We start from the raw sequence: 19,379 nt of genomic DNA, 5'->3' as shown, positions 1-19,379 counted from the left end.
TCCGGCACCCCCATGCTGTACGGACCGGGGGACGGCCCCCGCTGCCGGTCCGAGGCGAGTATCCCTGTCGGGTCCGCCGGACAAACCCGTGCCGGGCAACGTTGTCCTGTTCACCGGAGTGCCGGGCCGAAACCGTACGGCCGTCCGATCAGAACGCGTTGGTGAAGCCCCACAACAACTCCCGCGGCTGCTCGGCCCGGCCCCGCAGGTCCGCGACCACCTCGGAGAGCACCGGGTGCTCCAGCGTCCTCAGCTCCGCGAGGTCGAGACCCAGCAGATCGGGCAGTTCACCGCCCTGCCCGCCGGCCGGCGCCACCTCTTCCGCTTCCTTGCGTACCGACTCGCTCATCACGCCTCCCCGTTCCCGTCACGGCACTCACCGTTCCAGTTCCGCAAGCCGCTCCGTGGTGGCTTCGCCCTCCGCTCCGCCGCCGTCCGTCAGCCTGCGCCAGTCCTGGGCGGCGGCCCGGTACGCCTCTCGCGCGGCCCTGGGCCGGCCCGCCTCCTCATACGTCCTACCCCGCCAGTGGTTGGCCCTAGCACGCAACAGCACGGCCTCTTCGCGCTGTTGTGGATTGTCCAGCTCCGCTTCGGCCGTCCTGGCGGACTCCGCGGCGTCGCGGAACGCCTCGGCCGCCTCGTCGAGCCGGGCCGGCCTGCCCAGGCTCTCGTAGGCGGCCAGATGGGCCCGGCCGAGCTCCAGCGAGCAGCCGGCCGCGATCAGCGGATCGGCCGCCTCCTGCGCGGCGAGCCCGAAGAGGTACTCGGCCTCCCGCAGATCCACCCGGTCCTCGGTGGCCCGGTGCCGCAGCATCAGTGCCCGGCCCAGCATCAGCAGCCGCTCCGCCTGCCGTGCGCTGCCCGCCGCCGTCTCCGTGCGGCAGTCCCGCAGCACCCGGACCGCCGAGCCGATGTGGGCCCGTCCGTCGGGCAGTTCGGCGCGGCGCAGCAGGGCGCCGCCCCACTCGGCGAGCAGGTCCGCATGGGCCCGGGAGTCGCGCGGGACACCGCGCGAGGCCGCCGCGAAGGACTCGGCCGCCTTCTCCAGCCGGGCCGGATCGCCCGACTGCTCGTAGCGGTGGACGCTCACCCGGCCCGCCCTCGTCAGCAGGGAGGCACGCAGCCGGGGATCACCGGCCGTCTCCAGGGCCTGCTCGATCAGCGTCCCCGCCTCGTCCACGTGATCGGAGGTCCCCTCTCCCCCGCCGGACCGCAGCAGGGCGTCGACGAGGTCCAGCAGGATCCGTTGCCTGCTGCCCAGGGTCCGGGCGCCGCCGTCCGAGGTGAACGCCTTGCGCAGCGAACGCGCCGCCTGTCCCGCGTACACCCGGGCCTGCTCGGCGTCGGTGGTCGCGCCCGAGAGCCGCAGCAGGGTCCTTCCGTGTGCGAGTGGCAGGGCGACGGGCCGGTTCTCCTGGTCGGGCCACACGTCGGCGAAGGCCTCCAGCATGCCGACCGCTCCCTGCAGCAGGGCGCTGTCGCCGCCGAGACGCCACTGGGCCTCCAGCGCGCGCACCCGTTCCAGCGTGAGCCGCAGGGCCTCGGCCGAGTCGAGGCCGGGCGCGGCACAGGCCGCCGTGTACTCGCGGTCGGCGCGGCGCAGGAGTTCCAGCGCGCCGCGCCGGTCGCCGCGGCGCCGGCGGTCCTCGGCGGCGGCGTGCAGCACCTTGGCCAGGACCGCCCGCTCCCGTACGGCGCCGGGATGGGCCGCGGCCCGTTCGGCCGCCCGCTCTGCCTCCCTCAGCAGGTCGCTGCCGCCCTGGACCTCCCACAGCCGCAGCAGACAGCGCGCGAACTCCGCCCACAGTCCGGGGTCCGAGCCCGGCCGCTGCTCCCGCTCGGTGGCGCCGCGCAGCAGTTGTACGGCGTCCATCAGATACTGGACCATGCTGTCGGCCTCGAACTGCCGCACCAGGGCGCGGGCGCGCTCCACCGCCGCGTGCACCGGCCGGCCGGGGTCGGGCCGGTCGGCGGGTCCGTAGGGCGCGAACCGCTCCGGGAGCGGCATGAACCGCTCCAGGACGCGCGCCGCGACCTCGGCGAAGGGGTGCGGGACGCGCTTCTCGCCGTTGTCGCCGTTCTCGCCGTGGGTCTCGGCGTCGTCGTCCGCGCCGACGGACGCGTACGGGCCGTGCCTGCCCTCGTCCAGCTGGGCGAGCGCGAGGGCGGGGAAGTTCGGCCCGCCCTTGCCGAAGCGCTGCTCGATGTACTCCGAGCAGTGCTTGAGCACGAGGAGCGCCTCGTCCCGCCCCAGCGGTCCGAGCAGCGCCTCCTGGACGCCCGGCGCGAACTCGTACCATTGCCCGTCGTCCCTGCCGTCGCCCTTGGCCCGCGACAACAGTCCGCTCAGCAGCACCTCCGCGAGCTCGGAGGGCCCCGAGTCGGGCAGCATCGTCCGCTGCACCAGCTGCATCACCGGCAGATACAGCGGTGCGGCGGCCAGATAGACCGCCAGCTGTCCGGCGGCGGGCGAGGCCGCCGACCGGAAGCCGCTGACCAGTTGGAGCGAGGAGGGCCTGCGCCCGGCGCGGGCGCCGGCCGCGGCGGGATGGTCGGGGCGCACCCAGCCGACGGCCCCGGACACCCGGCCCGCGCCCCCGCCCACGCCGGACAGCAGCCTGGCCCAGGCGCCGAGCGCCCCGGAGCCCGGCGGCAGAACGGGTACCGGCAGCTCGCCGTGGCCGTGCCGCGGCAGGGTGGCGGACGCGTCGGTGACCGTCAGCGCGGCCGCGCCCGCGATGCCTTCGCCCCGCGACAGCACTCCGTAGGTGACGGGCATCCTGGTGCGGTTCCACATGCGCTGCGGCAGCGGCTGGACGACGGCGGCGGGGGCCTGCCGGGCCAGCTGGTGCAGCAGCCGGTGGGCGCGTCCGCTGTGCCACAGGGGCCCGGCGCAGTCACTGAGCAGGACGGTCACGCGGCGGCCGGTGGGGTCGCTGAGCCGGTCGGCGGAGTGCAGCGGCGCGGCGGCGGGGTCGAGGCTGCGGCTGATGGCGGGCGAGCCGTCGGGGGCCTGGTGCAGATAGCGCACCTGGACGTCCCGGAAGGCGCCCAACTGGGCGAATATCTGCTGGAGTTCGCCGAAGAGCCGGTCCCACACACGCATCGAGGACGAGGCGTCCATGACGAACTGCAGCAGCGCGTCCGCCCGTGACACTCCCTTGAACACCGGGATGATCAGCCCGCCGGCCCGGGCGCTCCGCTCGGCGGTCGCCCCTTCGTCCAGGACGGTGCGCATCGGCGGTGCGGCGGGCCGGTAGCGCTGCAACGGGCGCAGTGCGCGCTGCAGTTCGAGGGGCGCGGGCAGGGCGGGAGCGGCCGGTACGCCGACGGTGAGCGCGGCCGGCCCCGTCCCGCGTTCCGGGTACGGGGTGTCGTGGCGCGGTGGGGTGTCGTCGTGGCGCGGTACGGGATAGAGGGCGACCCGGCGGTCACCGCCGACGGGTGCCCGCCCGGGCGCGGGGTCGTCGTCCTCGGGCGGCTCCGGGACGGGCACGGGGCCCCGCGGGACGCCGGCCCCCACGGACGGGGTGCCCTCCGGGCCCTGGCGCACGCCTTCGCCCCGCGCCCCGGATGCCGGCTCCGGATCCGGCTCCGGCCTCCCCGTCCACCGTGCGAGCCACAGGACGTCGCAGAGCTGCTCGGCGTCGGGATCGAGCCCGGCGGCACGAAGCCGCGCGACGAAGGCGGGCAGTAACCCGCCGTCGTGCGGCGCCGGCCCGGCGGGCTCGGTGCGGGGCGGGCCGTCGGGGCCGTGGCGGGCGCCGGCATCGGGCATCAGGACGTCACCTCGGCCGGTCGAGTCGCTGGATGAGCAGGTCGGCGAGCCGGTCGCGGCCGGCCGGGGCGGCGGCGTCGGTGAGATAGATGGCGTTCAACAGCTGGTCGGTGGCGAGGAGTTCGCTGCGGGAGCGCTCCAGGAAGTGCGCGATGAGGTCCTCGCCCGAGCGTGCCCCCTCCTCGCCGAGGTGGGCGCGTACGAAGGTGGCGAGCCGCTGGTGGTCGGGGCGGCCCAGCTCCAGATGGATGCAGCGGCGCATCAGGGGGGCGGGGAAGTCGCGTTCGCCGTTGCTGGTGAGGACCACGAAGGGAAAGGCCGTGCACTGCACCCGGCCGCCGGTCACGGTCGCCTTCGTGCCGTCGTCCGTGAGGACCTCCGCCCGGCCGTCCGGCAGCCGGTCGGCGATCCGCTCCAGCTCGGGGATGCCGAACTCGCCCTCCTCCAGCACGTTCAGGAGGTCGTTCGGCAGGTCGATGTCGCTCTTGTCCAGCTCGTCGATGAGCAGGACGCGCGGCCGCTCGGCGGGCAGCAGCGCGGTGCCCAGCGGCCCGAGCCGGATGTAGCTGCCGATGTCGTCGGCCGGGCCCGCGTCGCCCGGGCCGGCGGCGGCGCGGTGCGCGGCGATCTGGACGTCCTGCAGCCGGGCGATCGCGTCGTAGTGGTACAGCCCGTCCTGGAGGGTGGAGCGGCTGACGATGGGCCAGCGCAGCACCCGGCCGAGGCCCAGCTCGTGGGCGACGGAGTGGGCCAGGGTGCTCTTTCCCGCGCCGGGGCTGCCGGTGACGAGCAGCGGACGGCGCAGATAGAGGGCGGCGTTGATCATTTCGAGCTCTTCGGCGCCCGGCCGGTGCAGTTCGGCCATGTGCCGGTGACCCCCCAGCCTGCGGTCGGCGGACCCGTCCGGGTCCCCGCCGTCCGCGGCGGCCGCGTGCCGGCTCGCGAAGTCCCGCCAGGGCGGTGGCGGCGGCAGTTGCTCGATGCCCTCGTGAGGTTCGCCGGCCCCTCGGTAGATGAGCCACTCGCTGGGTTCGCTCATAGCGTGTTCCTCGTCGTCACTCGTCCGCGGAGGGCGGCAGCCGTCGAACGTGCCTTACGGTAGCGATCGGTTGTACGACCCGTAAGGGCATGACCGGCCGGGCCGCGCTTCACGGTGCCTCCAACAGCTGGCCGGAGCCGGGGAGCGGGTGGTGCGGGTCGTCGTAGAACAGCGCGACCCCGTTGGACCAGAACGTCTCCGTACGGCCCGCGTGCACCCCCTGCCTCAGTTCGAGCACCTTGCGCGGCAGCCGGTCGGCCGTGCCCGACTCGGCGACGGCATCGGCGGCCCGCCGGTGGAACTCGGTGCAGACCGTGTCGTCCCGGCCGTCGGCCCGCCGCCACAGGGCGACCCCGAATCCGCCGTCGAGCACCCGCACCAGACCCGCGGCGGCGTCCGGATGCGGCCTGGCGCCGTACCGGCAGAGCACGGGCACCGTCTCGTGCGCCAGGGAGCGCAGCTGAGCCGACTCCGGTACGGGTACCCGCAGTCCGTCCTCGCAGTCCACGACCTCGGCGCGCATCACGGCGTTGCCCGTGCGGTTCCAGCGGGCCAGCCGCTCCAGCGCCTCGGCGTCCGTCGTCGGCGGCGCGAGGTCGGAGCAGCGGACCACGACGGGGCGGACGACCCCGAGCGGGGGCCCGTCCGGCGGTACGCGCCAGCTGTCGACGTCCAGTCCGAGCAGCGCCCGGACCACGGCGACCTGGAGGACGGCGGGGCTGTCCGGTTCGTCGCACCGCCGGAACGCCTCGGTCAGCGGCGCGGCGATCCGCGCCGGGAGGGCGTCGAGGGCGGTGCCGTGGCTGTCCTCGGCGACGGGCAGGACCTCGCCGGTGTGCCGGGCCACGCCGATGCGCCAGTCGTAGCGGTCGCGCTCCCAGCCCCGGGGCTCCAGCTCCAGCAGCACGGACGGACGGCTGTCCGTGCGCCGGACGGCTTCCGTCGCGGCGCCGGAAGCGCGCCGGTGCTCATGGTCGGCGCGGTGCCGGCCGGTGTGCCAGAGCAGGGTGAGTTCGTTGCGGAACTCCCGGGAGAGCCGGTCCTCCGCGATCCGTTTGACCCATTCCCACAGGGACTTCTCGGCGGTGATGGTGGACGGCACGGCGTAGGGCCGTTCGGCGGCGATGACGCTCATGCAGTAGCGCAGGATCAACTCCAGGGCGCTGTCCCCGCCGCGTGCCTCGTACAGCGCGCCGAGGCCGTCGCGCCAGCCGCGTGGCGCGGGACGGTGGTCGCGGGGGTGGACGCCCGGCAGTCGTTCGAGCTGGTCGAGGAGGCTGTGGGTGCTGACCGGGGGCGGGAACTCGGCGAGCCGGCCGAGCAGATCGATGCGCGCTTGAGGATTGAGCGCGCGGCCGGCCCCGGCGCGCAGCTCGCTCTGCACGTCGGCCCAGGTGCGGTCGGTGCCCACGGGGCTGTTGTGGCGGTCGGCGTGGTAGCGGTCATGCGCGTGGAAGACGGCCTGGTACGCGTCGTCCGCCTCGGCGGTGACCGCTCCGGCGGGCACCGGCAGCGAGCGGAGCCGTTCGACGCCGATGGACGTGCCGCCCGTGCTGCCACCGAGGCGTGACTTCAGTACACCGACGACCTCGCCGCGGACCGGGTCGACGACGGGCGCCCCGGAGACGCCCGGGATCAGCCAGTCCCCGTCGAGCCGGATCTGCGCGTCGGAGTCGGCCCAGCCGCCGTAGGTGCCCATCACCTCGCACCGGCCGCTGAGCCGTGTCGGCCTGCCGTCCACCAGGGTCCACCCGGAGAAGACGACGTTGCCGCCGCCGAACAGGGCGCCGGGGCGCTCGGTGACATAGACGCAGGGGTGCTCGACGGGCCTCAGCAGCCGGACGAGCGCGAGATCGGGGGCCGGCCAGCCGCCGGCCGGAGCGTCGTGGCCCCCGTACTGCTCGTGCGTCGCGTACGGATCGGGAGGCGCATAGGGATCGCGGGGCGCGTACGGGTCCGGGGGCCGGGCGTGGCGGTTCTCCGGCAGGGCCGCGACGACCGTCCCGGCGACGGAGGTCTCGCCGCTGCCGGGTCCCGTCTCGAAGACCACGTTCACCTCGCGCCCCTCCCCCTGCATCGCCACGTGCGCACAAGTGAGGACCCAGCTCGGGGCGATGAAGAAGCCGCTCCCCAGGAAGCCGCCGCCGGACCCGTCCGGAGCATGCCCCGACGGACTTCCGTGGATACGTACGGTCGCGGCCATCACGAGGTTCAGCAGGGCACGGGGCGACCGTTCCTGGGCGCCCCCTGCGCCCCCCGACCACCCTTCGGTCATGATCCGTCGCCGCCCGGCGCCGCGGCGCCGTCCGGATGCGCCGCCGCGCCGGGAGGCGCCCATGAGGGCGGGGCCGGAGCCGGGGGCTGCGGCGGCACCGGAGGTGGTGCGGGCGCCTGGGCGGGCACGGCGGCCGCTCCCGGGTCGCCGACGGGCGGCCCGCCGCCGTTCCAGGTCAGCGTGACCTTGATGGCGCCCTTGGCCTCGCCGTCCGCGAGGAGTCCGACGACCCTTCCCGCCTTGGCGGTGAGCTCGATCCCGAACTCGACGCTGACCTCGTCGGGCCGTACGGCGCGCAGGGGTTCGGCGAGCGAGCGCGCGACGCCGGTCACGACTCCCTGCAGGCTCTCGACCCTGGCCTGCACCTGTTCGGCGAATCCGGTGTCGCTGTACGACAGCCCTCCTGGCGGTGTCGCGGTCCCTCCCGTGGACCCCTGCGGTCCGGGCCGCACCAGCTCCTCGGCGCCCGAGATCCGGGCCCATACCGGTGTGCCGTCCGGCAGGACGATGCGCGTGATCCGAGCCTCGGTGTCCCCCATGGCATCCCCCGTTCCCTCAACTGCCCGCAGATTAACCCCGGTCGGCGGCCCGATGGGGCGGATCGGCCGGGGTTGCGGGTCAGTTGTCCCGCGCCACGGCCGGGCAGGGACGATCATCGCCGGGAGAGCCGGCCCCGGCCGGGGTGGGAGGGCGACCGTCGAGCTCCGGCAGCAGCGCCGACGCCATACCCTGGAGGGGAACACCCGTCCCCATCAGGAGCACGTCTTGTACTTCACCGACCGTGGTATCGAGGAGCTGGAGAAGCGGCGCGGCGAGGAGGAGATCACCTTCGAGTGGCTCGCCGAGCAGCTGCGTACGTTCGTCGATCTCAATCCGGACTTCGAGGTGCCGGTCGAGCGGCTGGCCACCTGGCTGGCGCGGCTCGACGACGAGGACGACGACGAGGAGTAGGAGCGGCGGCGAGCGCCGTCACCGGGCCGTGCCGCGCTCGCGGGCCAGTCCGAGGATGCCGTGGACCAGCAGGATCGCGCCCGCCGCGGTCCATCCGGCGCTGCGGCGCGCCAGGCCCCAGAGGGTCAGCGGCAGGCCTGCGGCGATCTGGACCACCGCCGGGACATGCGGCCTCGGCGGTTTCGGCGGCCGGGTGGCGGTGACGCGCCCGGCTTCCCCGTGCTCCGCATTCTCCGGGGTCCCGATGTTCTCCGAGGTCTCCGTGTTCTCCGCGGTCCCGGCGTTCTCTGCGGTCCCGGCGTTCTCCGCGCTGTCCGGCGTCCGGCCGGGTCCGGCGACGAGATGGGCGGCCCCGCGGAGGCGGTCGGCCGGCGCTCCCGGGGCGAGGCCCTCGGGCAGGTCGAGACCGGTGCGGGCCAGCACCGCGATCAGACCGAGCAGCCGGGCGCGGGCGTCCGCGTCGCGGTCGGCCCGGGTGAGCGGTTCCAGGGCCTGTACGTCGAGGACCGGATCGAGCGCGAGCCGGGCGGCGAACGTCTGCATCGCCTCGTCCTCGCCCGCCGGGGTGCCGTCCGCGAGCCAGATGTAGCCGACGGGTCGGCGGAATCCCGCGGCGAGGGTGTATCCGGCGCGGTCCGCGTCCCACCACAGGGCCAGGGCGGGCGAGTTCGTGGCGACCGCGAGCGCCGTGGCCCAGCCGGAGAGCACCCGGTCGACCGGTTCCGAACCGCTCAGCCAGGGCGCGTCCTGCGGAACGAGCACGCTCCAGCCCCGGCCCGCCGCGGCGAGGAGGAACCGCTCACGCAGCAGGGCGACCGAGGGCCGCACGGCGGCCGGCTCGGCCCGGCAGAGCAGCAGTGCTCCTGCGGAAGTCGCGTTCATGCGCCACACGCTAGGGCACTTTGTCCATATATGCCGTGATGCCCTCACGATCGCCCCTTGACTTCACCCAGCCGCGATATATCGTGTTGTTCAGAAGACGCGATATGTTGCGTCCAGGCAGGCCTCGGGAGGTCAGCACCATGCCAGACTCGACGTGGGAAGTCGCCGAGCCGAAGAAGCTCACCTTCGACGAACCCGTGACGGCCCTCAATGTGCGCATCGTCAACGGGACGGTGAACGTCGTCGGCACCGACGAGAGTTCCGCCCGACTGGAGATCTCCGAGATCGACGGCCCGCCGCTGATCGTGACGCGCAGCGGCTCCACGATCTCCGTCGCCTATGAGGACCTGCCCTGGAAGGGCTTCCTCAAGCTGCTCGACCGCAAGGGCTGGCACCGCAACGTCGTGGTGTCCCTCGCCGTCCCCGCCGACGCGGCCGTGGAGGTCGGTGTCGTCGGCGCCGGAGCGGTCGTCTCCGGCATCCGCGGACGCACGGACGTGCGGGGAGTCAACGGCGACACCACCCTCGTCGGGCTCTCCGGCCCGGTCCGTGCCGAAACGGTCTCCGGCAGCCTGGAGGCCCAGTCGGTCACCGGCGATCTGCGCTTCAGCTCCGTCTCCGGCGATCTGACCGTGATCGACGGCGCGGGCTCGTCCGTACGGGCGGACTCCGTCAGCGGCGACATGGTGGTCGACGTCGACGGGACACCCACGGACATCCGCCTCTCCAGCGTCTCCGGCGAGGTGGCGATCCGGCTGCCGCACCCGGCGGACGCCCGGGTCGAGGCCAACACCGCGAGCGGGTCCGTCTCGAACGCGTTCGAGGACCTCCGGGTCAGCGGGCAGTGGGGCGCGAAGAAGATCACCGGCACGCTCGGCGCGGGCAGCGGCACGCTCAAGGCCACCACCGTCTCCGGGTCCATCGCCCTGCTGAGGCGCCCCCCGCAGACGGACGATCCGTACGGGGACGAGACAGGGAAGGTCCTCTGACATGCCGCCCGTTTTCGCCCACGGCCGCCTCCGCCTGTATCTGCTGAAGCTCCTCGACGAGGCCCCGCGCCACGGCTACGAGGTGATCCGGCTGCTGGAGGAGCGCTTCCAGGGGCTCTACGCACCCTCCGCCGGCACCGTCTATCCGCGACTGGCCAAGCTGGAGGCCGAGGGCCTGGTCACGCACGCCACCGAGGGCGGCCGCAAGGTGTACTCGATCACCGACGCCGGCCGCGAGGAACTGGCGGGCCGCAGCGGGGAACTGGCAGATCTCGAGCTGGAGATCCGCGAGTCCGTCTCCGAACTGGCCGCGGAGATCCGCGACGACGTGCGGGGCGCGGCGGGCAAGCTGCGCAGCGAGATGAGGGCGGCGGCGACGGAGAGCCGCAGCGGCGGCACCTCCGACGAGACCTGGCAGACGACGAAGGACGAACTCCGCCGCGCCAAGCAGGAGTGGAAGGAACAGGCGCGCCGGGCGAAGGACGAGTCCCGCCGCGCCCGCGAGGAGGCGCAGACCGCACGCCGCCAGGCCAAGGAGGCGCAGGAGCGGGCGCGGGACGAGGTCCAGCGCATCGCCCGCCAGGTCCAGGACCAGGTGCAGGGGCACTTCGCGCGGGGCGACTGGCCGACGGGCGTACGGGAAGGGCTCGCCGAACTCACCTCCCAGCTGGGCGGACTGGGCGGAGCCGGCCGGAGCAAGGCGTCGCCGCCGCCGCAGGCCGACTGGGCCAAGGACACGGCGGAGTCGGGTGATCCGGCGCGTGATCTGGAGCGCCTCCTCGACCGCTTCCGCGACGACGTCCGCGACGCGGCACGGGACAACGGCGTCACGGCAGCCCAGCTGTCCGAGGCCCGCCGCCATCTCTCCACGGCCGCGGCGCACATCACCGCGCTTCTGCGCCCCCGCGCGTAACGGCCCCGGCGTACGCCCCGCGCCCCCGCACCCGAAAGACGGCCCGGGCCGGGGCGCGCAGGGCCGGCATCACCGACACCACGACGCAGGCGCGGGCCGACCGAGCCACCCGCGCCCCGTCGAAGGCGCAGCCGCGCCCCCTACCGCGGGAACATCGCCCGTTCCAGCGTCTCGTACGTCGCGCCGTGCTCCGCGAGGACCTCCGCCACCACCCCCGGCCGGGCCGCGAGGGCCAGCAGGATGTGCTCGTCGCCGATGGTGCGTTCACTACGGCCCACCGCGATCCGCAGCGAGTTCACCAGCACGTCCTTCGCCTCGCGGGTGAAGGGACGGTGGCCCGACCACCACCCTCTGCCCCCGGAGGGCGCCTTGCGGCCGCCCACCAGCGCACCCGCGCCGTGCGTCTCCTCGACCCGCGCGACGATCTCCGCGACATCGATCCCGAGCCCCGCGAGGGCCTCGGTGTCCGCCTGGGACAGCCCGGCCCGGCGCCGCGCGTCCGCGAGTGCCGACTCGACGGACGCCCGCCGGTCCGTGACCCCGAGCGCCCGGAAGGCGAAGGACGCCTTCGTGCCCTCCTGGTCCAGCAGGGCGAGCAGCATGTGCTCCTCGGCGGTCGCGTCGGCGCCCGATCGTTCGGCGTGGCCGACCGCGCCCGTCACGACGGCGCGGGCGCCCGGGCTGAAGCGTTCGAACATCACTGCCTCCCGTATTTCTTGTGCACGGCCTGTCGGCTGACGCCCAGCTCGGCCGCGATCTCCTGCCAGGACCAGCCCTGGTTGCGGGCGCTCCTGACCTGAACCGCCTCCAGCTGTTCCAGAAGCCGCCGGAGCGCGGCGACGGCCCGCAGTCCGACGCGCGGATCACGGTCTCCCGCCCGCTCGGCGAGATCGGTTGCTTCGGTCATGGCTGTCAACTTACATTGACACACAGGGGGCGTCAACCACGGTTGACAGTGACGCGGACCCGCGCGCCGGGCCCCGCGTACACCCGCTCCCCCACGCGCACCCCGCCGGACACCGTGACCCGCCACCCCGCCCCGCCGGACGGCAGCGACAGCTCCGTGGCGTACGACCCGCGCGCCTCGTACCCGAGCCGGTACACACCACGCACCGGGTCCCAGCTCTCCTCCCGCACCGTCCCCGCGACCGCCCGGGCGTAGGGCGCCGCGGTCTGCTCCTTGTTGGTACGGAACCGGCCCTCCGCGTCCACCGCGCAGTACCCGCCCCCGTAGCACCACACGTAGCCCGCCCAGCCGGAGCCGTAGCGGGCGAGCGAGGCGAGTGCCTCACGGTAGAAGCGGCCCATGTTCGGCAGGGAGTTGTTCAGCGGGCCCCACTCCCCCACCACGACCGGCACCCCGTACTCCCTCGGATACGCCGTGACCGCGGCCTCGTACGACTCGATCCAGCCGGCGTCGGGGTCGTAGTCCGCACCCGCCTCCATCGCCGCGTTGTAGAAGTGCGGGGCGTACACGACCCTGGGGTCCTCGATCCTCCCGAGTCCGGTCGGGACGCCCTCGCCGACGATCGGGGTCGGTTCGACGAAGAGCCAGTTGTCGTCGTCGACGGAACGGACCGCGTCCGCGAGGCGGTTGTACATCGCGGTGAGCTGGTCGCGTTCGATGCGCCGGGCGGCCGTGGGAAGGTCCTCGCCCTCGCGCAGTTCGCCCATCGGCTCGTTGATGAGGTCGTAGCCGAGGACCGCCGGATGGTCCTCGAAGCGGCCGGCGAGCACCCGCCACATACGGGCCTGGGCGCGCCGGAGGTCGGGATCCTCGTACAGGTGGGTGAAGGCGCGCTGGACGGCGGGCTCGAAGTACTCGGCGAACCAGTCGTCGGGGTGCGGGGTGAACGGCAGCCCGTCCGTCCGTGTCGCCCACCGGGGCACACCCCGGTGTCCGAACGCGGGGCCGAAGACGTCCTGGTGGGCGTCGATCAGGACCTGGACGCGGTGCTTGTCGGCCCAGTCCAGTACGCGTTCGATCTTACGGAGATACCTCTCGCTGTAGCGGCCGCGGACCGGCTCCAGGTCGTCCCAGAAGACGAGCAGCCGGGCGAAGCCGAAGCCCTGCGCGCGCATGTCGCGGAAGTGCCGCTCGGTGATCGCGGACAGGGCCTGCTCACCGCGGTGCGTCTTGTCCTCGACGTTCCAGCCGCGCAGGGTGAGGGTCCGGCCGTGGTCGTCGGTGAGCCGGGGTATGTCCACGGGACGGGGCTGCGCCCGGGCCGGCGCGGCCGCGGCCAGGACGACGGAACAGACGAGGACGGCGAGAAGACGGCGCATGGGCGACCTCCGGCACGGCGCGAACGGGCAGTGCCGGAGATCCCATCAACAGATCTGACGAACCATCAAGAGTTGGTCAGGACAATCTTCCCGAACAGCTCGCCCGACGCCATCCTCTCGAAGCCCTCCCGGGCCCGGTCCAGCGGCAGCACCTCGTCGATCACGGGCCGAACGCCGGTCGCCGCGCAGAAGGAGAGCAGGTCCTCCAGCTCGTCCTTCGTTCCCATCGTCGAGCCGACGACCTTCAGTTCCAGGAAGAAGATCCTGGTCAGCTCGGCGTGCGAGGGGCGGTCGCCGCTCGTGGCACCGGAGATCACCAAGGTGCCGCCGGGGCGCAGCGACTTGACCGAATGCGACCAGGTCGCGGCGCCGACGGTCTCGATGACCGCGTCCACGCGCTGCGGAAGCCGGGCGCCCGGCTCGAACGCGTCCACCGCGCCCAGCTCGACGGCCCGCTTCCGCTTGGCCTCGTCGCGGCTCGTCGCGTAGACGCGCAGCCCCGCGGCCTTGCCGAGGACGATCGCGGCGGTCGCGACACCGCCTCCGGCGCCCTGGACGAGCACCGAGTCGCCGGGCCGTACGCCCGCGTTGGTGAAGAGCATGCGGTAGGCGGTGAGCCAGGCGGTCGGGAGGCAGGCGGCCTCCTCGAAGGAGAGTTCCCCGGGCTTGGGCAGCACGTTCCAGGACGGGACGGAGACCTGCTCGGCGAAGGTGCCCTGGTACTTCTCGGTGAGGATGGAGCGGGGCTCGTCCGGCCCGACGCCGTGGCCGGTCTGGCCGATGACCGAATGGAGCACCACCTCGTTCCCGTCCGCGTCGATGCCGGCGGCGTCGCAGCCGAGGATCATCGGGAGTTTGTCCTCGGACAGGCCCACCCCGCGCAGCGACCACAGGTCGTGGTGGTTGAGGGAGGCGGCCTTGACGGTGACGGTGGTCCAGCCGGGACGGGCCTCGGGAGCCGGGCGTTCGCCCAGCTCGAGGCCGTTCAGCGGCTGGTCGCGGTCGATGCGGGCGGCGTATGCGGCGAACATGACCTTGACGATAGGCCGGGCCGGTGCGCGGCGGAACCGCGCACCGGTGTGACACAGACCCTGTTTTTCCGGTTTCCCGGGGCGCGTCCGGGACGACCTAGTCGCGCCGCCACTGGGCGGGCGAGTCCTTCGTGGCCGGGTCCTCGTACGAACCGGCCTTCCCCCGGTCCACATGGAAGGTGGTCAGCGTCGTGACCGGCGAGACCGGGTCGCGGCGGTCGGCGATGACCCGCATATGGGCGCTGAAGCGCTGCGGGGTGACCTCGTAGACGTCGTAGCCGTAGCGGTTGCCCTCGAAGTACTTCAGATGCGGGTTCGCGGCGCCCATGAGCGGTCCGTTGGCGGCGTTCCAGTCCGCGGAGTACGCGCCCGAGGTGACGGAGTGCGCGGTGAACTCCGTGCCGATCACCGGCGAGGACGTGTCCTCGAAGTCGGGACGGATGTCGTCGACGAAGGCCGAGTGCCAGTCGCCGGTGATGACGACGAGGTCCTCCATGCCGCTGCTGTGGACGTGACCGAGCACCTCCTTGCGCTCGGCGAGGAAGCCGTCCCACTGGTCGGTGAACATGTACGAGCCGCCCGGGCGGCCGCGCAGCTGGCTCAGCATGATCGAGTTGGCCCAGACGTGCCAGGTGTCGGGCGCGCGGTCGATCCCCTGCTTCAGCCACGCCTTCTGGCCGGCGCCCAGGATCGTGCCGTCGGCGAGGTTCTGCGCCGAGCGGTACGAGCGCAGGTCGAGGACCGTCAGTTCCAGCAGGTTCCCCCAGCGGCGGGCCCGGTGGATCTCCGGGTCGGGCAGGGCGGAGGTGCCCGCGTCGCGGTGCGGCATGTTCTCGTACCAGGCCTGGTACGCGGCCGCGCGGCGCTGCATGAACGGGGCGCCGCCGCCGGTGCCCGAGTAGTCGTTGACGACCTCGTGGTCGTCCCAGGTGAGGAACCAGGGGTGGGCGGCGTGGGCCTCGCGCAGGGAGCGGTCGCCCTTGTAGAGGGCGTGGCGGCGGCGGTAGTCGGCGACCGTGAAGATCGCCGCGCTCTCGTGGTCGCGGACGTGGTCGGCGGGGACGCCGCCGACCTGGCCGTGCTCGTAGATGTAGTCGCCGAGGTGGACGACGAAGTCGACGTTCTCGCGGGCGATTCCGCGGTGGGCCGCGTAGAAGCCGTCGTGGAACGCCTGGCAGTTGGCGGCGGCGAAGCGTACGGAGGCGACGTTGCCGACGGGCGCGGTCCTGGTACGGCCGATGCGGCTGGTCCTGCCGAGGGCCTTGAAGGCGTACCAGTAACGGCTGCCCGCACGGAGCCCGGAGACGGGGACGTGGACGCTGTGGCCGAGGGTGGCGGAGGCCGCAGCCGTGCCGCGGGCGACGACGCGCCGCAGCTGCGGGTCGGTGGCCACGACCCAGTCGACCTCGACGATCTCGGGCAGCCGCTGCTCGGAGGCGAGGGGCTCCGGCGCGAGCCGGGTCCACAGCAGGACGCTGCCGGGCTGGGGGTCGCCGGAGGCGACGCCCAGGGTGAACGGCGCGGGGTCGTAGTCGGCGCCGAGCGCCTCCGCGGCCTCACGGGCCTCGGCCGGCGAGAGTCCGGCGCTCAGCGGCCAGACGAGGTTGAGTGCACCGGCGGCGCCGGCCGCCTTGAGCAGATCACGTCGGTTGAGCTTGGTCATTTCCGTCCCCCGTGAGCCTTCGCCGTGGCGGTCAAGGTGAGCGATATCGCGTCGGCGTAACCGTCGTTGGACGTGCCGACGCCACTGCGGGTGAAGACGAGCAGCACCCGCGCGGTGCGCGCGCCGGGCGGCACCGTCGCGGACGCGGCGCGCTCGACGAGTGCGGTACGGGACAGGCGCTCGGCGGCGGTCACGGGGCCGAGGACGGACAGGGCGACGGGCGTGCCCTTGGCGTCGCGGAACTCCACGGACAGCCGCGCGCCGTCCTCCTGCGTCGCGTATCCGCCGAGCCAACCGGCCAGGGTGTAGCGGACCCGGCCGGCGTCGACGGCGGCTCGTCCCGTGGCGCCCCGGGCGGGCAGGGCGATGTCCTGGACGAGGGCGGTACGAGGGCTGTTCCCGCCGGAGAAGAACCTGCTGCCCCGGCCTGCCGGTCCGGGGTCGGACGGGGTCGGGTAGCCGCCCCCGAGGCTGTACGCGATGAGGGCGGGCGCGCCTTCGCGCATGTCCCAGCCGGTCACGGCCGTGACCGGCTCGGCGGACCCTCCGGGCCCGCTCTCGGCGTCACCGTTCACTACGAGATTCACTCACGCCTCCCCTGTTTGAACTCAGCGGGTGCATCCCAGCAGTCGGCGGTGAACCGGGGAAGGCGGCGCGGCGAACAACCGGCCCAAGTTGTCCAGACAACTCCTGGGTAAGGTCCGGCTGTTGAGGGCGTGGGCGGAACGGTGTCGCGGGGAGCGGGCCGAACGGGCCGAACGGGATGCCGACGGTCACACCCCGTGCGCATCCGGCGGGACCGTGCCGTTGCCACAGGGAACGGGCCGGGTCCCGCACCCTGTGGGGTGCGGGACCCGGCCCGTTCCGTGCGTACCTACGACCGCGTCAGCGGCGCGCCACGCCCTCGGCCCGCGCGGCGGCGGCGACGGCCGCGGTGACCGCGGGAGCGACCCGCTCGTCGAACGGCGAGGGGATCACGTAGTCCGCGGCGAGCGCGTCGCCCACCACGTCCGCCAGCGCGTTGGCCGCGGCGATCTTCATGCCCTCGGTGATCCGGGACGCCCGGACCTGCAGGGCACCCGCGAAGATGCCCGGGAAGGCGAGCACGTTGTTGATCTGGTTGGGGTAGTCGCTGCGGCCCGTCGCCACGACCGCGGCGTACTTGTGCGCCACGTCCGGGTGGACCTCCGGGTTCGGGTTGGCCATCGCGAAGACGAAGGCACCCGGCGCCATCGAGGCGACCGCCGGCTCCGGCACCGTACCGCCGGAGACGCCGATGAAGACGTCCGCGCCGGAGAGCGCGCTCTCCAGCGAGCCGGAGAGCCCGGCCCGGTTCGTGATCTCGGCGAGCTCCCGCTTGACCGGGGTGAGGTCCTCCCGGTCACGGCTCACGATGCCCTTGCGGTCGGCGACCGCGACATCGCCGAGGCCCGCCTCCAGGAGGAACTTCGCGATGGCGACACCGGCCGCGCCCGCGCCCGAGATGACGGCGCGCAGGTCACCGAGACCCCGGCCGGTCAGCTTCGCCGCGTTGCGCAGGGCCGCGAGGGTGACGACGGCCGTGCCGTGCTGGTCGTCGTGGAAGACCGGGATGTCGAGCCGCTCCTGGAGCTTGCGCTCGATCTCGAAGCACCGCGGCGCCGAGATGTCCTCCAGGTTGACCCCGCCGAAGGACGGGGCGAGCCGCACGACGGTCTCCACGATCTCGTCGGCGTCCGTGGTCGCGAGCGCGATCGGCACCGCGTCCACGCCGCCGAACTGCTTGAACAGGATCGCTTTGCCCTCCATCACGGGGAGGGATGCCTCAGGGCCGATGTCGCCGAGGCCGAGCACCGCGGTCCCGTCGGTCACGACGGCGACCACCTGCGACTTCCAGGTGTAGTCGTGGACGAGCTCGGGCCGCTCGGCGATTGCGGTGCACACCTTGGCGACGCCGGGTGTGTACGCGAGGGACAGGTCGTCCTTGTTCCGCACCGGCACGGTGGCCTGCACGGCCATCTTGCCGCCGCGGTGCAGCGCGAAGGCCGGATCGAAGGGCTCACCGGACTCCCCGGGTGCACTCTCCGTACCGCCGTCGCTACGAGGATTGACGATCTCCGCTGCCATGTCGATTTGACCCCTTAAGTCTTCATCAGTTGAGGGTGGCCACTCCTGGTTGAGGAGGGGTGGGCGGGCACCGCGTCCGTTCCCTGTCCTGGGCGGTTGGCCCGCCCGTCAGGGGTGGTACGTACGCGCGGGCGCGCCGCACAACGCGCCCTGAGCCCCGGATGAGGGGTGTAAGGATCCTTCTTACCGGACGGACCGCACCGCCGACGAGTCCATAGTCCGCTCAGTGACCATGCGGTGACAGGATTCATACCGGCATATGCTGACACGTTGGGAACAGCTGGTTGAAAGCACCATGAATACCGTCCGTATGCCAAGACGAACCGGAGATCTTCCGGTCAGAAGCAGGAAACGCTGCAGATGCTGCAGCCGGTCCGGCCCTGATGTACCGGCCTGTCGCACTTCGGGGGTCACCCGTTATCCGATTTTGACATGCGGAGGCCACTGAATGGGCTAGTCCGAATGGCAAGATGCCGGAAACACACAAGGTCGACACTCGAAGACGAGCTCGACCGCCTGGCAACTCCACCAAACTGCCGGAGGACCACGATCATGACCGCACGCACCACTCGTCGCACGACCGCAGCCAGGTCCCGAATCGCCGCGGTCGGCGCGATCGCGGTCGCCGGCGCCCTGGTGCTCACCGCCTGCGGTGACCAGACGAACTCGGGCTCGGGCACCAAGGAGACGGGTGGCGCCGCCACCTCCGCCGCTCCGCTGGCGGACAAGCTCCCGCAGTCGATCCGCGACAAGGGTGTCATCAAGGTCGGCTCGGACATCGCCTACCCGCCGGTCGAGTTCAAGGACGGCTCCGGCAAGGTCGTCGGCATCGACCCGGACATCGCGGACGCGATGGGCAAGCAGCTCGGTGTGAAGTTCGAGTTCGAGAACGGCACCTTCGACACCCTGATCACGGGTCTGCGCTCCAAGCGCTACGACCTCGCCATGTCGGCCATGACGGACACCAAGGACCGTCAGGAGGGTGTGGACTCCGAGACCGGCAAGAAGGTCGGCGAGGGCGTCGACTTCGTCGACTACTTCACCGCCGGTGTCTCGATCTACACCAAGAAGGGCGACGACAAGGGCATCAAGACCTGGGCCGACCTGTGCGGCAAGAAGATCGTCGTGCAGCGCGGCACGGTCTCCGAGGACCTCGCCAAGGCCGAGAACGCCAAGTGCCTGAAGGCCAAGAAGGGCAAGATCACGATCGAGGCCTTCGACAACGACCAGCAGGCCCAGACCCGCCTGCGGGCGGGCGGCGCGGACGCCGGCTCCTCGGACTTCCCCGTCGCGGCCTACGCCGTGAAGACCTCCGGCGGCGGCAAGGACTTCCAGATCGTGGGCGAGCAGGTCGAGGCGGCGCCGTACGGCATCGCGGTGGCCAAGTCCAACACCCAGCTGCGTGACGCGATCCAGGCCGCGCTGGAGGCCATCATCAAGAACGGCGAGTACGAGAAGATCATCGC

General features: G+C 72.9%; 17 protein-coding genes. 4 read left to right on the top strand and 13 right to left on the bottom strand.

Annotated features, from left to right (window positions below; all coding sequences use genetic code 11):
* Positions 1-148 precede the first annotated feature (148 nt).
* The 5 genes from fxsA to ACIQMR_RS33745 form a co-directional block, all read right to left on the bottom strand.
* A complete protein-coding gene (fxsA, locus tag ACIQMR_RS33765; protein WP_401395596.1) occupies positions 149-349 on the bottom strand; it encodes an FxSxx-COOH cyclophane-containing RiPP peptide in 201 nt (66 codons plus the stop codon).
* Between the two features lie 27 nt (positions 350-376).
* On the bottom strand, positions 377-3,778 hold the full coding sequence (locus tag ACIQMR_RS33760; RefSeq protein ID WP_401395593.1) for an SAV_2336 N-terminal domain-related protein: 3,402 nt from the start codon (positions 3,776-3,778) through the stop codon (positions 377-379).
* Positions 3,779-3,785: 7 nt separating this feature from the next.
* On the bottom strand, positions 3,786-4,817 hold the full coding sequence (locus ACIQMR_RS33755; protein ID WP_401395590.1) for an AAA family ATPase: 1,032 nt from the start codon (positions 4,815-4,817) through the stop codon (positions 3,786-3,788).
* Positions 4,818-4,926: 109 nt separating this feature from the next.
* Complete coding sequence (locus ACIQMR_RS33750; RefSeq protein WP_401395588.1) at positions 4,927-7,092, bottom strand: trypsin-like peptidase domain-containing protein; 2,166 nt, start codon at positions 7,090-7,092, stop codon at positions 4,927-4,929.
* Positions 7,089-7,631: a CU044_2847 family protein gene (locus ACIQMR_RS33745; protein ID WP_401395585.1), complete on the bottom strand. Its 543-nt coding sequence runs from the start codon at positions 7,629-7,631 to the stop codon at positions 7,089-7,091. Before ACIQMR_RS33745 ends, ACIQMR_RS33750 begins: the two co-directional genes overlap by 4 nt.
* Before the next feature lie 226 nt (positions 7,632-7,857).
* Between ACIQMR_RS33745 and ACIQMR_RS33740 the strand changes: the two genes are divergently transcribed.
* Positions 7,858-8,043 (top strand): DUF6104 family protein, encoded by a 186-nt coding sequence (locus tag ACIQMR_RS33740; protein WP_266382947.1) that lies wholly within the window; start codon positions 7,858-7,860, stop codon positions 8,041-8,043.
* Between the two features lie 18 nt (positions 8,044-8,061).
* On the opposite strand, the gene ACIQMR_RS33735 is transcribed toward ACIQMR_RS33740, so the two are convergent.
* On the bottom strand, positions 8,062-8,925 hold the full coding sequence (locus tag ACIQMR_RS33735; RefSeq protein ID WP_401395582.1) for a hypothetical protein: 864 nt from the start codon (positions 8,923-8,925) through the stop codon (positions 8,062-8,064).
* Between the two features lie 140 nt (positions 8,926-9,065).
* On the opposite strand from ACIQMR_RS33735, the gene ACIQMR_RS33730 reads away from it, so the two are divergent.
* Both ACIQMR_RS33730 and ACIQMR_RS33725 read left to right on the top strand, forming a co-directional pair.
* On the top strand, positions 9,066-9,914 hold the full coding sequence (locus ACIQMR_RS33730) for a DUF4097 family beta strand repeat-containing protein (protein WP_401395579.1): 849 nt from the start codon (positions 9,066-9,068) through the stop codon (positions 9,912-9,914).
* Between the two features lies 1 nt (position 9,915).
* On the top strand, positions 9,916-10,827 hold the full coding sequence (locus ACIQMR_RS33725) for a helix-turn-helix transcriptional regulator (protein WP_401395576.1): 912 nt from the start codon (positions 9,916-9,918) through the stop codon (positions 10,825-10,827).
* A 140-nt stretch (positions 10,828-10,967) separates the two neighbouring features.
* On the opposite strand, the gene ACIQMR_RS33720 is transcribed toward ACIQMR_RS33725, so the two are convergent.
* The 7 genes from ACIQMR_RS33720 to ACIQMR_RS33690 form a co-directional block, all read right to left on the bottom strand.
* The gene (locus tag ACIQMR_RS33720) at positions 10,968-11,525 is read right to left on the bottom strand and encodes a Clp protease N-terminal domain-containing protein (RefSeq protein WP_401395573.1); all 558 of its coding nucleotides are present in this window, start codon (positions 11,523-11,525) and stop codon (positions 10,968-10,970) included.
* Entirely contained in the window at positions 11,525-11,734 is a 210-nt protein-coding gene (locus ACIQMR_RS33715; RefSeq protein WP_018571396.1) for a helix-turn-helix domain-containing protein, read from the bottom strand. Before ACIQMR_RS33715 ends, ACIQMR_RS33720 begins: the two co-directional genes overlap by 1 nt.
* A 32-nt stretch (positions 11,735-11,766) precedes the next feature.
* Positions 11,767-13,113: a cellulase family glycosylhydrolase gene (locus ACIQMR_RS33710; RefSeq protein ID WP_401395570.1), complete on the bottom strand. Its 1,347-nt coding sequence runs from the start codon at positions 13,111-13,113 to the stop codon at positions 11,767-11,769.
* Between the two features lie 65 nt (positions 13,114-13,178).
* The gene (locus ACIQMR_RS33705; protein ID WP_401395567.1) at positions 13,179-14,144 is read right to left on the bottom strand and encodes a zinc-binding dehydrogenase; all 966 of its coding nucleotides are present in this window, start codon (positions 14,142-14,144) and stop codon (positions 13,179-13,181) included.
* Positions 14,145-14,241: 97 nt separating this feature from the next.
* Positions 14,242-15,807, bottom strand: a complete 1,566-nt coding sequence (locus tag ACIQMR_RS33700; protein WP_401395564.1) for an alkaline phosphatase D family protein — start codon at positions 15,805-15,807, stop codon at positions 14,242-14,244.
* On the bottom strand, positions 15,804-16,394 hold the full coding sequence (locus ACIQMR_RS33695; RefSeq protein WP_401395561.1) for a phosphoesterase: 591 nt from the start codon (positions 16,392-16,394) through the stop codon (positions 15,804-15,806). The genes ACIQMR_RS33700 and ACIQMR_RS33695 overlap by 4 nt, the downstream gene beginning before the upstream one ends.
* A gap of 298 nt (positions 16,395-16,692) precedes the next feature.
* On the bottom strand, positions 16,693-17,913 hold the full coding sequence (locus tag ACIQMR_RS33690) for an NADP-dependent malic enzyme (RefSeq protein WP_401395558.1): 1,221 nt from the start codon (positions 17,911-17,913) through the stop codon (positions 16,693-16,695).
* A gap of 552 nt (positions 17,914-18,465) precedes the next feature.
* Here ACIQMR_RS33690 and ACIQMR_RS33685 point away from each other — a divergent pair.
* A partial coding sequence (locus tag ACIQMR_RS33685; protein ID WP_401395555.1) for an ABC transporter substrate-binding protein occupies positions 18,466-19,379 on the top strand: 914 nt, incomplete at its 3' end.

The organism is Streptomyces sp. NPDC091376, from assembly GCF_044757085.1.
GTDB lineage: Bacteria > Actinomycetota > Actinomycetes > Streptomycetales > Streptomycetaceae > Streptomyces > Streptomyces pratisoli.
The sequence above is the reverse complement of the archived record's forward strand: the minus strand, read 5'-3'. Positions and strand labels throughout refer to the sequence as shown.